9 protein-coding genes are annotated in these 15,565 nt (G+C 71.0%); 7 read left to right on the forward strand and 2 right to left on the reverse strand.

The annotated features are described in order from the left end of the window. Window positions 1-16 precede the first annotated feature (16 nt). Window positions 17-1,963, forward strand: a complete 1,947-nt coding sequence (locus AC06E6_RS02490; RefSeq protein ID WP_478060183.1) for a S9 family peptidase — start codon at window positions 17-19, stop codon at window positions 1,961-1,963. Between the two features lie 39 nt (window positions 1,964-2,002). On the opposite strand, the gene tolA is transcribed toward AC06E6_RS02490, so the two are convergent. Further along, a complete protein-coding gene (gene tolA / locus AC06E6_RS02495; protein ID WP_240212178.1) occupies window positions 2,003-2,893 on the reverse strand; it encodes a cell envelope integrity protein TolA in 891 nt (296 codons plus the stop codon). Continuing rightward, the gene (gene gshB, locus AC06E6_RS02500; protein ID WP_104939352.1) at window positions 2,890-3,840 is read right to left on the reverse strand and encodes a glutathione synthase; all 951 of its coding nucleotides are present in this window, start codon (window positions 3,838-3,840) and stop codon (window positions 2,890-2,892) included. The genes tolA and gshB overlap by 4 nt, the downstream gene beginning before the upstream one ends. Before the next feature lie 247 nt (window positions 3,841-4,087). On the opposite strand from gshB, the gene pilG reads away from it, so the two are divergent. From pilG to AC06E6_RS02530, 6 genes are all read left to right on the forward strand, one after another. After that, entirely contained in the window at window positions 4,088-4,489 is a 402-nt protein-coding gene (gene pilG, locus AC06E6_RS02505; protein ID WP_054667142.1) for a twitching motility response regulator PilG, read from the forward strand. A gap of 16 nt (window positions 4,490-4,505) precedes the next feature. Continuing rightward, the gene (locus AC06E6_RS02510; RefSeq protein ID WP_055771240.1) at window positions 4,506-4,868 is read left to right on the forward strand and encodes a response regulator; all 363 of its coding nucleotides are present in this window, start codon (window positions 4,506-4,508) and stop codon (window positions 4,866-4,868) included. Then, a complete protein-coding gene (locus tag AC06E6_RS02515; RefSeq protein WP_104939351.1) occupies window positions 4,868-5,398 on the forward strand; it encodes a chemotaxis protein CheW in 531 nt (176 codons plus the stop codon). Before AC06E6_RS02510 ends, AC06E6_RS02515 begins: the two co-directional genes overlap by 1 nt. Window positions 5,399-5,439: 41 nt before the next feature. Next, on the forward strand, window positions 5,440-7,476 hold the full coding sequence (locus AC06E6_RS02520) for a methyl-accepting chemotaxis protein (protein WP_104939350.1): 2,037 nt from the start codon (window positions 5,440-5,442) through the stop codon (window positions 7,474-7,476). 108 nt (window positions 7,477-7,584) lie between these two features. Beyond that, the gene (locus AC06E6_RS02525) at window positions 7,585-14,211 is read left to right on the forward strand and encodes a hybrid sensor histidine kinase/response regulator (RefSeq protein ID WP_478060186.1); all 6,627 of its coding nucleotides are present in this window, start codon (window positions 7,585-7,587) and stop codon (window positions 14,209-14,211) included. Further along, window positions 14,198-15,550: a chemotaxis protein CheB gene (locus AC06E6_RS02530; protein WP_478060187.1), complete on the forward strand. Its 1,353-nt coding sequence runs from the start codon at window positions 14,198-14,200 to the stop codon at window positions 15,548-15,550. The genes AC06E6_RS02525 and AC06E6_RS02530 overlap by 14 nt, the downstream gene beginning before the upstream one ends. Window positions 15,551-15,565: the final 15 nt, after the last annotated feature.

The raw sequence follows: 15,565 nt of genomic DNA on the forward strand, positions 1-15,565 counted from the left end.
CCGACAAGGAGCAGAAATGAATCATGCACTCCATGCGCTGCTGGCGGCGGCACTGGCCGTCGCCGGCGGTGCGGCCGCGGCGGTTCCGGTGCCGCCGGCGATCCATGCCGACGGCGTTCCGGCCATTCCCGCGGCGACCGCGGAGGCCAGCGCCCGCTACCTGGAATTCCGTCGCGCCGCCTTCCTGGGCTGGGACCCGCAGAACCGCTCGGTCCTGATCAAGACCCGCTTCGGCGGCACCGACCAGCTGCACAGCGTGCAGTCGCCGGGCGCCGCGCGCACCCAGCTCAGCTTCGAGGCCGAGCCGGTGCCCTTCGCCAGCCACGCCCCCGGCGACAGCGGTCACCTGGTGGTGCAGAAGGACATCGGCGGCAACGAGTTCTTCCAGCTGTACCTGCTGAAGGACGGCCGCCTGGAGCTGTTGACCGACGGTCGTTCGCGCAACTGGTTCGGCAGCTGGAGCCGTGACGGGCGCCTGCTCGGGTATGCGTCCTCGCGGCGCAACGGCGCGGACATGGACCTCTACGTGCTGGACCCGGCACGGCCGGGCAGCGACCGGATGGTCGCGCAGGTCAGCGGCGGCGGCTGGAACATTTCCGACTTCTCGCCCGACGGCGCGCATGCGCTGGCCATCAACCGGCTGTCGATCAACCACGCCGTGCTGGCCGAGGTCGACCTGCGCAGCGGCGCGATGAAGGTGCTGACCCCGGCGCGCGGGCGCGCGTCCTATGCCGACGCGCGCTATGCCCGCGACGGCCGGATCTGGGTGCTTTCCAACCGCGATTCGGATTTCGTCCGGCTGGGCAAGCTGGACCCGCGCAGCGGCGCGTTCACCGCGGTCAGCCGCGAACCGCGCTGGGACGTGACCGACTACGCGGTATCGGACGACGAGCAGGTACTGGTCTATGCGATCAACGACGGCGGCGTGTCGCGGCTGCGCGTGGGCGACGGCGCCGGGGCCAACCTGCGGCAGGTCGACGGCCTGCCCGACGGTGTCCTGGACTGGAGCATCGGCCAGCTGCTGCAGATCGCGCCATGGGGCGAGATCGGCCTGAGCCTGTCCTCGGCCAAGGTGCCCGGCGACGTCTATTCGATCGACGCGCGGACGCTGGCGGTCCGGCGCTGGACCCGGAGCGAGGCCGGTGGACTGGACCTGGAGCGCAACCGCGAGCCGGAGCGGGTGGAAGTCGCCAGTTTCGACGGCGAGAAGGTGTCCGGCTTCCTGTACCGCCCCGATCCCGCCCGCTTCCCGGGCAAGCGCCCGCTGATCATGGACATCCATGGCGGCCCGGAAGGGCAGAGCCGGCCCGGCTTCCTCGGTGCCGACAACTATCTGCTCAATGAGCTCGGCGTGGCTCTGTTCCTGCCCAACGTGCGCGGCTCCTCCGGCTACGGCACCCGCTTCCTGGACCTGGACAACGGCCCGTGGAAGCGCGAGGACTCGGTCAAGGACATCGGTGCGTTCATCGACGCGCTGGCGGCCGATCCGGCATTGGATGCGGCGCGGTTCGCGGTCTACGGCTTCAGCTACGGCGGCTACATGTGCTATGCCTCGGCGGTGCATTACAGCGACCGTCTGCGCGCGGCCAGCTGCGCCGTCGCCATTTCCGATTTCGTGACCTTCCTGGAAAACACCCAGGCGTACCGGCGCGACCTGCGGCGGGTGGAGTACGGCGACGAGCGCGATCCGGCCCAGCGTGCCCGGCTGGCGGAGATATCGCCGTTGCGCAATGTCGGGAAGATCCGCATTCCGCTGATGGTCGCCGCCGGCGGCAACGATCCGCGGGTGCCGGCTTCCGAGGCCGAGCAGATCGTCAAGGCGCTGCGCGCGCAGGGCGGCGACGCCTGGCACGTGCTGGCGCGCAACGAGGGCCACGGCTTCCACAAGCGCGAGAACCGCGATTACATCTTCTGGGCCGGCATCGAGTTCTGGAAGAAGACGCTGCTCGCGCCGGCGCAGTAGGCGCCACGGCAGGCGTCGGCATCGGCCGGCGCCTGCGCCTCAGCGGTCGTCATGCAGCTGGCCGCCGGGCAGGAACACCCAGGTGCGGGTGACCTGCAGGATGTCGATGTCGTCGCTGGTGCGCGGCAGCGGCGGGAACGGCTGCGCCAGCTCCACCACCCGCAGCGCCGCCGCGTCCAGCAGTGGCGTGCCGCTGCTGCGCAGGATGCGGCTGCTTTCCACGCTGCCGTCGCGGCGCACGCCCACGGTGATCACCACCTGGCCGCCGAGACGGCGCTGGCGCGCTTCGTCCGGGTAGTTCAGGTTGCCCACGCGCTCGGCGCGGTCGACCCAGGCGCGCAGGTAGTTCGCGTATGCATACTCGCGGGTGCTGGCCGAGACGAACTTGCGGTTCGGGCGCTTGGCGTACTGCTCCGAGCGCAGGTGCACCTCGGCGGCCAGCCGTGCCATCTCCGCGTCGCGCTGTTCGCGCGCGGTCATCGGCGCGTCCGGCGCAGGGCGTTCGGGCAGCGGTTGCGGCTGCGCCTGGGCCACCACGTCCTCGCCGCGGGTGCTGCTGACCACGCGCGCCTGCGGCGGCGGGGGCGCGGCGGCGGCCTGGCGTTGCGTCGGCACCGGCGCGATGCCGTCATCGGCGCGTGGCACGATGCCGGCCTGGCTGTCGCGCGGCCGTTGCGGCGTGTCGTGGTCGCCGCCGCCCTGCTGGTTGGCCTGGGCCAGGAAATCGGCCTGTTCCGGCGTCAGCGGCGTGCTGGTCTGGCTGAAGATCACGTCCAGCGTCGGTACCAGCGGCGCGTTGCCGCCGACCGCGAAGCCCACCCCCAGGATCAGCAGCCCGTGCACCAGCAGCGAGAGCGTCAGCGTGGCGCCCAGCCGTTGCTGCTCGGTGATGCGCGCCGGCGGCGGCAGGGCATCCACGGGTACGCTCATCGCCGCAGGCCGGCCTCGAGCGCGTCGAACAGCTGGCCGGCGATGTTCAGGCCGAACTGGGCGTCGAGCTCGCGGGCGCAGGTCGGGCTGGTGACGTTGACCTCGGTGAGGTAGTCGCCGATCACGTCCAGGCCGACGAAGCGCATGCCGCGCCGCTTCATCTCCGGGCCGACCTGGGCGGCGATCCAGCGGTCGCGCTCGCTCAGCGGGCGGCCTTCGCCGCGGCCGCCGGCGGCCAGGTTGCCGCGGAACTCGTCGCCCTGCGGGATCCGCGCCAGGCAGTAGTCGACCGGCTCGCCGTCGATCAGCAGGATGCGCTTGTCGCCGGCGCTGATGTCGGGGATGAAGCGCTGCGCCAGCGCCAGCCGGCGGCCACCGTCGGTCAGCGTTTCCAGGATCACGTTGAGGTTGGGGTCGCCGGTGCCGCTGCGGAAGATCGAACGCCCGCCCATGCCGTCCAGCGGCTTGAGCACCACCTGGCCGTGCTCGAGGGCGAACGCCTTGAGCGCGGCGGCGCTGCGGCTGACCAGGGTCGGCGGGCAGCATTGCGGGAACAGCAGCGCGGCCAGCTTCTCGTTGTAGTCGCGCAGCCCCTGCGGGTCGTTGACCACGCAGGCGCCGGCGGCCTGGGCCACCGACAGCACCTGGGTGTCGTACAGGAACTCGCCGTCGAACGGCGGGTCCTTGCGCATCAGCACGATCTGGCCGGGGCCGAACGCGGTGCGGGTGTAGCTGCCCAGGGTGAACCAGCCGGCCGGGTCGTCGCGCACCTGCAGCGGCGCGGTCTCGGCCACGGCGGCGCCGCCCTCCAGCGCCAGCCCGCCGGGGCGCACGTAATGCAGGCGGTGGCCGCGCCGCTGGGCTTCCAGCAGCATGGCGAAGGTGGTGTCCTTGGCGATCTTGATTTGGGCGATGGGGTCCATCACCACGATGACGTCCAGCATGATCCACGGCCGTTCGGGTCAGGCGGCGATGGTAGCGCCCCGGCACGACGGGCGCCCAGCGCCACGCGCGGTCCGGAGCGTTGCGGGGCTGAATGGCCCCGCGCAGCGACTGCGATGGGGTTCACACTGCGGGCGGCGATGGCCCTGCGCTGACGGCGGCCCTTGACAGTTTGCGGCCGGGCTGGGATATAGACCGCTTTCGCAGCAGCTCCACGTTCAGATGGCGCGCTGCGCGCCCGGGGAAATCGCAATGGTTGAAAACATGGCTGCGGGTGGGGAACTCGCAGGGTTGAAGGTGATGGTCATCGACGATTCGAAGACCATCCGCCGTACCGCCGAGACACTGCTCAAGCGCGAGGGCTGCGAGGTCGTGACCGCGACCGACGGTTTCGAGGCATTGGCCAAGATCGCCGACCAGCAGCCGCAGATCATCTTCGTCGACATCATGATGCCGCGGCTGGACGGCTATCAGACCTGCGCGCTCATCAAGGGCAACCAGCTGTTCAAGTCCACGCCGGTGATCATGCTGTCCTCCAAGGACGGCCTGTTCGACAAGGCGCGCGGCCGCATCGTCGGCTCCGAGCAGTACCTGACCAAGCCTTTCACCCGCGAAGAACTGCTGGGCGCCATCCGTACATACGTCAACGCCTGACCAGGGGGTAAGGCACATGGCTCGAATCCTGTTGATCGAGGACTCACCGACCGACCGGGCGGTGTTCACGCAATGGCTGGAGAAGGCCGGGCACGAAGTGCTCGCCACCGACAATGCCGAGGACGGCCTGCAGATGGCGCGCAGCCAGGCGCCGCAGCTGGTGCTGATGGACGTGGTGCTGCCCGGCATGAGCGGGTTCCAGGCCACCCGCGCGCTGTCGCGCGACGAGGCCACGCGCGGCATCCCGGTGCTGATCGTCAGCACCAAGAGCATGGAGACCGACATGGCCTGGGGCATGCGCCAGGGCGCGTCGGATTACGTGGTCAAGCCGCCGCGCGAGGACGACCTGATCGCGCGGATCAACAAACTGGTGGGTTGATGCGATCTCCCTTCGACATCCTCGAGGCCTATGAGCGGCGCAGCCTGGCGCACGCGGTGCAGCTGCCGGAACGGCATTTTTCCGCCGACGTGTGGCGTGGCGTGGGCTACCGCATCGGCAGCCGGCGCCTGGTGTCCGATTTCCGCGAGGTGGTCGAGATCGTGCCGATGCCGCCGGTGACCCCGGTGCCGGGCGCGCAGCCCTGGCTGCTGGGCGTGGGCAACCTGCGCGGCAACCTGTTCCCGGTGGTGGACCTGAAGTACTTCCTGGAGGGTCAGCGCACCGTCCAGCAGGAAGGCCACCGGGTGCTGATCATGCGCCAGACCGGCGGCGACGTCGCCATCAGCATCGACGAGCTCTACGGGCAGCGTAGTTTCGAGCTGTCCACCCGGGTGCCGGCCGGCGACATCGCCCAGGGCCGCTACGCCCATTTCGTCGAGCACGCCTTCAATGACGGCGACCACGACTGGGGGGTGTTCTCGCTTTCCCTGCTGTCGCGCACGCCTGAATTCCGGCAGGCCGCCGCCTGAGTGCGGGCCCGCCTTTCCGTATTGGATACCGAGGTCGAAACATGAGTACTGCTCCGGACGCCGCCAAGACCAGCAAGCTTGGCAACGTGAGTACCAATTTCTGGTTGGGCCTGCTGGTGCTGTCGATGATCGTGTTCGGCGCCAATACCGGCGTCGCGACCTGGCAGGGCAGCCGCCTGGCCGGCGCGGGCACCGGCGCGGCCGACCTGCAGGTGCTGTCGCAGCAGCTGGCCAACCAGGGCCGCGAGGCGGTGGCCGGCAACCGCGCGGCCTACGCCGCGTTCAAGGACACCCGCGCGCGGGTCGACCGCACCGTGGGCGAGCTGCAGGGCCGGTTCGGCCAGGAGGCCGGTGTGGCCACGCCGCTGCGGCAGCTGGTCGAGACCTGGCAGCCGCTGTCCAAGAACGCCGAGCAGATCGTGGCCAGCGAGCCCGCGGTGCTGGCGCTGGCCGGCAACGCCGACAGCTTCGTCGGCGCGGTGCCGCAGCTGCAGGCGCAGCTGAACGAAGTGGTGCGCGCGATGACCGCCGGCGGCGCCCAGTCCAGCCAGATCTACAACGGCCTGCAGCAGGTCGTGGTGGTCGGCTCGATGGCCCGCCGCGTCACCGAAATCCGCGCCGGCGGCCCCGGCGCCAGCGGCGCCGGCGACGCGCTGGCGCGCGACATGACCGTGTTCACCCAGGTGCTGGAAGGCCTGCGCAACGGCAGCGAGGAGCTGGGCATCGCCGCCGTGCGCAACCCCGCCGCGCAGGTGGCGCTGGAGCAGTCGGCCAGCCAGTGGACCAAGATGAAGAAGGACGCCGACGCGATCCTGGCCAGCTCGCGCAACCTGTTCGCCGCGCAGTCCTCGGCTGCGGCGCTGGCCAGTGGCTCGGACCGCATGCTGGACAACAGCCGCAAGCTGTTCGACGCGTTCTCCGCGTTCGGCTCCACCCGCGACACCCGCATCTTCCCGAACTTCTGGTGGAGCGTGGTGTTCGGCGCGCTGTCGGTGCTGTCGATCATCGGCTTCGTGTGGAGTACGGTGCGCAGCCGCTCGCGCGAGCAGGAACTGCGCTACCAGACCCAGGTGGAGTTCAACAGCCGCAACCAGCAGGCGATCATGCGCCTGCTGGACGAAATCAGCTCGCTGGGTGAAGGCGACCTGACGGTGAAGGCCTCGGTGACCGAGGACATGACCGGTGCCATCGCCGACGCGATCAACTACGCCGTGGACGAGCTGCGGCACCTGGTGACCACCATCAACGACATCTCCAGCAAGGTGGCGGTGTCGGCGCAGGAAACCCAGGCCACCGCCATGCAGCTGGCCGAGGCGGCCGGCCACCAGGCCGACGAGATCACCAGCGCCTCGGACCGCATCGGCGAAATCGCCTCGTCCATCGAACAGGTGTCTCGCAACTCCAGCGAGTCGGCCGAAGTGGCGCAGCGCTCGGTGGTCATTGCCACCGAGGGTGCCGGCGTGGTGCGCCAGACGATCCAGGGCATGGACCAGATCCGCGACCAGATCCAGGAAACCTCCAAGCGCATCAAGCGCCTGGGCGAGTCGTCGCAGGAGATCGGCTCGATCGTGGAACTGATCAACGACATTTCCGAGCAGACCAACATCTTGGCGTTGAACGCGGCCGTGCAGGCGGCGTCGGCCGGCGAGGCGGGCCGCGGTTTCGCGGTCGTGGCCGACGAAGTGCAGCGACTGGCGGAACGTACCTCCGGTGCGACCCGGCGCATCGAAGGCCTGGTGCAGGCCATTCAGGCCGACACCAACGAAGCGGTGACCTCGATGGAACAGACCACCGCCGAAGTGGTGTCGGGCGCGCGCCTGGCCGAGGACGCGGGTACCGCGCTGACCGAAATCGAACGCGTGTCCAACGCGCTCAACACCCTGATCAAGAACATCTCCATTGCCGCCCACCAGCAGGCCGCCGCCGCTACCGACATCACCCAGACCATGGGCGTGATCCGGCAGATCACCGGCCAGACCTCGCAGGGCGCCGGGCAGACCGCCGATTCGCTGGGCCAGCTCAACCAGCTGGCGGCGGACCTGCGGCGTTCGGTGGCCGACTTCAAGCTTCCGGCCTGAACCGGTTGAACGGGCGGGGATGGAAAGGAACCAGCAGATGAAGTGTCGTCATACCGCACAACAGGGCCGCCCGGACGGCAAGCGAACGATGCTGCACGGGAGAGTGCGATGAGTACCTTGCGCGATGCGATGAGCCACGCGGCGCTGGGCTGGGTCAAGCCGGAGCTGGACGAGACCCTGCGCCAGGCGCGCAGCGAGATCGAGTACTTCGTCGAGGACCCGGCCGATGCCAGCCGCATGCGCTTCTGCGCCGGCTACCTGCACCAGGTGCAGGGCACGCTGCGGATGGTCGAGCTGTATGCCCCGGCGATGGTGGCCGAGGAGCTGGAGCTGCTGGCCGACGCCGTGCGCGAGGGCGCCGTGCCGGACCGCGACGAGGCCTGCGCCACCCTGATGCGCGGCACCGTGCTGCTGCCCGACTACCTGGAGCGCCTGCAGAACGGTCATCGCGACATCCCGATCGTGCTGTTGCCGCTGCTCAACGAGATCCGCGCCGCGCGTGCCGCCGAGGGCATCAACGAAGGCGTGCTGCTGGCATTCGATCCGGAAGCGGGCAAGGCCAGCGAGGCCGAACTGGAACACGCGCGCGGCAGCCTGCAGGGGCGCAACCGCGAGCTGCTGGACACGGTCGGCAACGCGGTCAAGGAAGAACTGCTGCGGATCAAGGACGCACTGGACCTGCACGTGCGCACCGGCGGGGCGACCGCCGACCTGCAGACCCAGGTCAACGAACTGGGCGCGGTGTCCGACACCCTGGGCGTGATGGGGCTGGGCGTGGCCCGCGGCGTGGTCGCGCAGCAGCGCGACGCGCTGCGCGAGGTGGTGGAAGGCAGCCGTCCCATCGACGACAACCTGCTGCTGGACATCGCCGGGGCGCTGCTCTACGTCGATGCCTCGCTGGACGACCAGGTCGCCTACCTTGGCGCCGCGCTGGAAGGCGACGAGGATCCGGCCGCGGTGGAGACCCGGCGCACGGTCGAAGTGCTGGCGCATGAAGCCATCGCCAATTTCGCCGCCGCGCGCGAGGCGTTCGTCGCCTTCATCGAGACCAATTGGGACCACGCGCGCCTGCAGGACGTGCCGCGCCTGCTCGACGAAGTGTCCGGCGCGCTGCGCATGCTCGACCTGCGGGTGCCGGCGGACTACATGAACGGCATCCGCCAGTACATCGGCGTGGAGCTGATCGGGCGCAAGCGCATTCCCGGCGGGCGCCAGCTGGACACGCTGGCCGACGCCATGGCCAGCCTCGAGTACTACCTGGAGGCGCTGCGCGAGCGGCGCCCCGGCCGCGAGGAGATCCTGGACATCACCCGCAGCAGCCTGGAGGCGCTGCGCTACTGGCCGGTACCCGCCGCGGGCCGGCACGAGGACGCCGCCCCGGCGTTCGCCATCGATTTCCCGGAAGCGGCGGAGGTGGCGCCCGCTGCCGCCGCGCCGGCGCCGGTCGAGGTGCCGCAGGCACCCGTGCAGGCGCCCGCACCGGCCGCCACGCCCCTGGTGTTCGGTGATGCCATCCATGCGCCGCCGCCGTGGACCGCGCCGGTCGCGGAACCACCGCCGCTGCCGTCGTGGGACGCCGGCGACGGCTTCGGGGCCTTCGATCCGGTCGCCGCCGAAGGGCTGCCGGCCGCGGCCGAGGCGGATTTGAGCGTCGCGCCGCTGGATCTTTCTGCCGATACCGGGCTGGCGCTGGAGCCGTTCGCTGCCGATGACGCCAGCGACGCAGTTACCACGGATGCCGCTGCGCCGGGCGTCGCCGCTGGCGAGCTGGGCGATGCCGCCGCGTGGACGGCGGACGAGGCCATGCCGGATCCGTCCGTGGCGCCGCTGTCGTTCGACGCGTCGTCGTTCGGGTTCGCCGACGACGAGACGGCCGCACCCGCGGCGGCCGCCGGGGTCGAAGCCGATACCGCCGCCGCTGCGGCCGGTGGAACGCCGGCCCCGGACCACGAGATCGCCGCATTCCTGGCCGAGCTGGACAAGGCCGCCGCGTCCTTCGATCCGCTCGCTGCCGAAACCGCCGAGGCCGACGTGGCGCCGCCGCTGCTGGACGCGCCGGTGTTGCCGCTCGCGGCCGAGGCCGGCGAAGGCGTGGATGGCGGCTTCGACAACGACGCCGAGCAGATCGACCAGGACATCCGCGAGGTGTTCATCGAGGAGTTCGACGAAGAGCTGCAGAACCTGGGCCGGCTGCTGCCGGCGTGGCGCGCCGCGCCCGAGAGCATGGAGCGCCTGCGCCCGGTGCGGCGCGTGTTCCACACCCTCAAGGGCAGCGGCCGCCTGGTCGGCGCACGCACCCTGGGCGAGTTCAGCTGGAAGATCGAGAGCATGCTCAACCGCGTGCTCGATGGCAGCCGCCCGGCCAGCCCGGCGGTGGTTACCCTGGTCAGCCAGGCGTATGACGTGCTGCCGCAGTTCAACGCCGCCCTGCGCGGCAACGGTCGCATCCATGCCGACGTGGCCGGCATGCAGGACATCGCCGACCGCGTGGCCGCGGGCGAGGAAGCGTTCCATGTTCCCGGCGCGTCCGCCGCGCCGGCCACCGCCGCGGCCGCGCCGGTCGCCGCGCCCGCTGCCGGTACCCCGGCATCGGTGGACAGCGTACTGCGCGAGATCCTCGAAGCCGAAGTGGGCCAGCACCTGGCCACCGTCCAGGCGTGGCTGGCGCAGTCGCAGTCGCAGCCGCAGCCGGTGAGCGAACAGCTGCTGCGCGCCGTGCACACCATGAGCGGTGCCTTCGCCATGACCGAGGTGCCGGAGATCACCGCGGTCACCACGCCGGTCGAATCGTTCGTCAAGCGCTCGCTGGCCAATGCCGTGGTGCCCAGCGCCGCGGGCGTCGCCGCGCTGGGTGAGGCCGCCACCGCCGTGGCCACCACCATCACCGCGCTGCAGGCACCGTCGCCGCTGATCCCGTCGTTCGCGCCGCTGGCCGCGCGCCTGCGCGAACTGGCCGACGCCCTGCCCGAGGCGCAGTGGCCGCCGCAGGTGCACGAGGAACTGGACGAGGAGGCCGATGCCATGCCGTCGGCGGCCACAGTGCCCGCAGCGTCCGCACCGGCGCCGCTGCCGGTGGAGCAGGAGCTGGCCGGCATCGGCGATCTTTCCGCCTACTTCGACCCGGCGCTGCTGGAAGCGTCGTTCGCGGATGTCCCCGCGCATGATGCCGCCGCCAGCGGAGATGCGTCCGTTCCCGCCCCTGCGGCGGAGGAGACGGTTGCGCTGCAGGTCTTCGAGTGGCTGGAGGACGATGCGGCCACGGGCGACGTGGAGGCTGCGCTCGCCGCTGCGACCGACGCCGGGCTGGAAAGCGCCGGCGCGCTGCAGGACACGGTGGCGGACGTCGACGCCGGCGCTGTGCTGCCGGATGACGCCGGGCAGGCGCTCGCGCCGGCCAACGGCTTGGCGCAGGCGCAGGCGCAGGCGCAGGATGCGATGCCGGCCGACGCGGACATGCCGCGCCAGGCCGGGGAGCGCGATGCCATCGCGGCCGATGCCGGCATCCAGTTTGTCGACGCCGCACCGTCGGCGGTCGACGATACCGCGCCGCAGGGCGAAGCAGGCCACGACGACGCGTTTGCCGTAGCCGATGCCGTGGCGACAACCACCGATGAAGCCATGGACGACCTGCCGCCGTCGCTGGAGGTCGCGCCGCTGGCGCCGGCGTCCGGCCAGGACCAGGCCGCCACCGACGACGCGGCGCTGGATGCCCGGTTCGGGATCCAGGCGGGTACCGACGCCGATAGCAGCGCCGAGGCCGACGTTCACAGCGGCGCGGAAGCCGGCAGCGAAGCCGAAAGCGAAAGCCAGCTCCAGGCCGTCACCGGCAACGAAGCGGAAGCCGACATTGAAATCGAGGCCGAAGCTGAAGCTGAAGCTGAAGCCGGCATCGAAGCGGAAGTAGAGGCCGAAACCGAAACCGAAACCGAAACCGGCATCGAAGCCGATGCCGACGTTGAAGCCGAAGCGCGAGTTGAAGGCGAGCGTCACGACATCCACGACGCCGAAGCCGAAGCCCGAATTGAACGCGACCGTCACGACATCAACGACGCCGAAGCCGAAGCCGAAGCCGGGAGCGACGCCCGCGTCGAGCCCGCGTCGCCGACCCCGTCGCTGCATGAGACCGAGGCGCCGGCTGTCGCAGCCGAAGCGGCCGCGTTCGATGCCGGCCCGCTCGATTTCGAAGATCTCGACCGCGAACTGGTCGATATCTTCGTCGAGGAAGGCAAGGACCTGCTCGACCATTGCGATCGTCTGATCAGCGAGCTGCGCTCGGCGCCGGAAGACCGCGAGCTGCTGGCCGGGCTGCAGCGCGACCTGCATACGCTCAAGGGCGGCGCGCGCATGGCCGGCATCAACGCCATCGGCGATCTCGGCCACGCCATCGAGTCGCTGCTGGAAGCGGTGGCGGCCAGCCGCACCGAGATCGGCCGTGGCGACGTGCAGCTGCTCGAACGGGGTTTCGACCGCCTGCACCAGTTGCTGATCCGTACCGGTGCGCACCGCGCGGTGCAGATGCCGGTCGACCTCATCGAGGCGTTCGAGCTGCGTACCGCCGGTGGTGGCGAAGCGCTGGAAGCGGCCGTGCCGATGGACGCCGTGCCGCCGTCGCCGCAGGCCGAGGCAGCGACCACCGTCGAGGTGCTGGACGCAGCGGCCGAACCGGAATGGCAGGCGGCGGGCGCCGCCGATCCGGCAGCGTCGTCGCCGGCCGATGCCGCAGGCGTTGTGGCGCCGGACAGCCAAGCCGTTGCCGGAATTGAAGCCGTCACCGGAGTCGACATCGAAGTCGGCGCCGACGCCGTTGCAGCGCCGGCGACCGCGGTCGAACCGCAGCCGGTGGCTGCCGCGGCCATCGCCAGCGAGCCGTTGTCGCCGCCGGTGGTCGAGGCCCAGGCCGTCGACGAGGAAGGCACGACCCGTACCCAGGAGCAGGTGCGCGTCCGCGCCGACCTGCTCGACCGCCTGGTCAACCATGCCGGTGAAGTCGCGATCTACCGCTCGCGCCTGGAACAGCAGCTGGGCGCGTTCCGCAGCGCCATGGCCGAGCTGGACCGCACCAACGCCCGTCTGCGCGACCAGCTGCGCCGCCTGGACCTGGAAACCGAGGCGCAGATCGTCGCCCGCTACCGCCGCGAGCAGGAGCAGGCCGACCAGGCATTCGATCCGCTGGAGCTGGACCGCTTCTCGACCCTGCAGCAGCTCAGCCGCGCCCTGAACGAATCGGCGGCCGACCTGGGCGGCCTGCAGGGCGTGCTCGACGACCTGTCGCGCAATTACGACGCCCTGCTGCAGCAGCAGTCGCGGGTCAGTTCCGAACTGCAGGACGGGCTGATGCGTGCGCGCATGGTGCCGTTCGACGGCCTGGTGCCGCGCCTGCGCCGCGTGGTACGCCAGGCCGCGCAGGAACTGGGCAAGCAGGTGCACCTGAACCTGGAAGGCACCCACGGCGAACTCGACCGCAACGTGCTCGATCGCATGGTCGCGCCGCTGGAGCACATGCTGCGCAACTCCGTGGCCCATGGCCTGGAGACGCCGGCGCAGCGTCTGGCCGCCGGCAAGCCGGAGGAGGGCGCGATCACCCTGCGCCTGCGCCGCGAAGGCTCGGAAATCGTGCTGGAAGTGGCCGACGATGGCGCTGGTCTCGACCGCGAGGCGATCCGCCGCCGCGGCGAGCAGCGCGGTTTGATCCAGCCGGGCGAACAGTTGGACGACGCGCGCCTGGACAACCTGATCTTCGCGTCGGGTTTCAGCACCAGCGAGCAGGTCAGCCAGCTCGCCGGCCGCGGCGTGGGCATGGACGTGGTGCGCAACGAAGTGCGCCAGCTCGGCGGCTCGGTGGACATCCACTCGGTGCGTGGCCAGGGCGTCACCTTCACCCTGCGCCTGCCGCAGACGCTGGCCGTCACCCAGGCGGTGTTCGTGCGCATCGGCGAGACCACCTTCGCGGTGCCGGTGGCATCGGTCAGCGGCATCGGCCGCATCGCCCGCGAGCGTTTCGAGTCCGGCCAGGGCGGTTACCACTACAACGGCGAGGACTTCGCGCTGCACGACCTGGGCACGTTGGTCGGGCAGGCCGCGGCCAAGGCCGAGGGCCAGCCGCAGATCCCGCTGCTGCTGGTGCGCGCCGGCGACCTGCGCGCCGCGGTGGCGATCGACCAGGTGCTGGGCAACCGCGAAATCGTGGTCAAGCCGGTCGGCCTGCAGATCGCCTCGGTACCGGGCATCTACGGCGCCACCATCACCGGCGAAGGCAACGTCGTGGTGATCCTGGACGTGGCGCCGCTGGTGCGCCGCCACCTTTCGCAGCCGCAGCAGCCGGTGGAAGTGGCGGCCGTCGGCCAGCAGCGGCATGTGCCGCTGGTGATGGTGGTGGACGACTCGCTGACCATGCGCAAGGTCACCGGCCGCGTGCTGGAACGCCACAACTTCGAAGTGGTGGCGGCGCGCGATGGCGTCGAGGCGCTGGAGCGGCTCGAGGAGCGGGTGCCCGACCTGATGCTGCTGGACATTGAAATGCCGCGCATGGACGGTTACGAGCTGGCCACCGCGATGCGCGCCGATCCGCGTTACAAGGAAGTGCCGATCGTGATGATCACCTCGCGCAGCGGCGACAAGCACCGCCAGCGCGCATTCGAGATCGGCGTGCAGCGTTATCTCGGCAAGCCGTACCAGGAGCTGGATCTGATGCGTAATGTCTATGACCTGCTGGGGATCGCCCGTGTCCGCGAGTGACCGTCCCAGCGCCCGGCCCGTGGCGCTGCTGGCGCGCCCCGGCGTCGCCCGCGAACGCCTGCGCGAGGCGGTGCTCGCCGCCGGTGGCGCGCTGGTCCTGGAAGAAGACCCGGGCGCGTTGGACCCGGCCGTGTTGCAGGCACTGGGCCCGACGATGGTGCTGGTGGCGCTGGAACCGGCGCTGGAGGACGCGCTGGAACGGCTGGCCCCGGCCCTGGAAGGGCCGCAGCTGGAGCTGATGTTCGAGGAGGCCGAGCTGGCCGCGCGCCGCGAAGGCTGGGACGCGCAGCGCTGGACGCGCCATCTCGCCGCCAAGCTGCACGGCCATGACCAGGTGCTGCCGCCCGGCCAGGAAGAGGATGCGTTGACCCTGCCGGAGCCGGGCATGCCCGAGCGCCCGGCCGAGCGCCATGCCGATGCGCCGCTGCAGTTCCATGTCGAGGAGGCCGCGCAGCACCTGGACGAGGTGCCGGTCGACACGCTCTATGCGCCGCCGCCAGCCGGTCACGACCGCCCCGAAGTGCTGAGCTTCGAGGAGTTGATGGCCATGGCGCCCGCCAGGGCCGAACCCGCCCCCGCGCCGGCCGTGCCGCCCGAACTGCCGCCACTGGCCGACGCCCAGCCGCCGCTCGCGGCTGGTGCGCCGTCGCTGCCGGGCAGTTTCCACAGCTGGTCGCTGCTCGACGACGACGCCTATGTCGCGCCCGCCGCGGCGCCCGCGTCGGCCGGCGAGGTGGCGCAGGCACCGGCCGACGCCACCGACGCCATCGACACCGGTGGGTTCTCGCTGGTCGCACTGGAATCGGACGCGGAGGCCGCCGCCCAGGGCGCGGTGCTGCTGCTGGCCGGCATCGGCGGCCCGGATGCGGTGCGTCGCCTGCTGAGCGCGCTGCCGGAGGATTTCCCGCTGCCGGTGCTGGTGCAGATGCGCCTGGACGGCGGCCGCTATGCCAACCTGGTCAAGCAGATGTCGCGCGTCGCCGTGCTGCCGGTCGCCCTGGCCGAGGCCGGGCAGGCGCTGGAAGGCGGCAATGTCTACGTGCTGCAGGACGGTGTCGGGGTGGCGTCGCAGGCCGGCGGCCTGCGCTTCGCCGACGACACCGCGCCGGTGTTGCAGGCATTGGCGGTGGAACGTTCGGCGGTGGTCATGCTCAGCGGCGCCGATCCGTCGCTGGTGCCCGATGCGCTGGCGTTCGCCGAGCGCGGCGGCTGGGTGGCCGGACAGAGCGGCGATGGCTGCTATGACCCCGAAGCCGCCAGCCAGCTGGCCGTGGCCGGGCATCCGGCCGGGCCGCCGGAATACCTCGCCGGCGAGCTGGTCCAGCGCAGCTACGGCTGAGCCGCACACGAGCAA

The sequence above is a fragment of the Stenotrophomonas sp. Steno-Z10-HUANG genome, assembly GCF_056393075.1.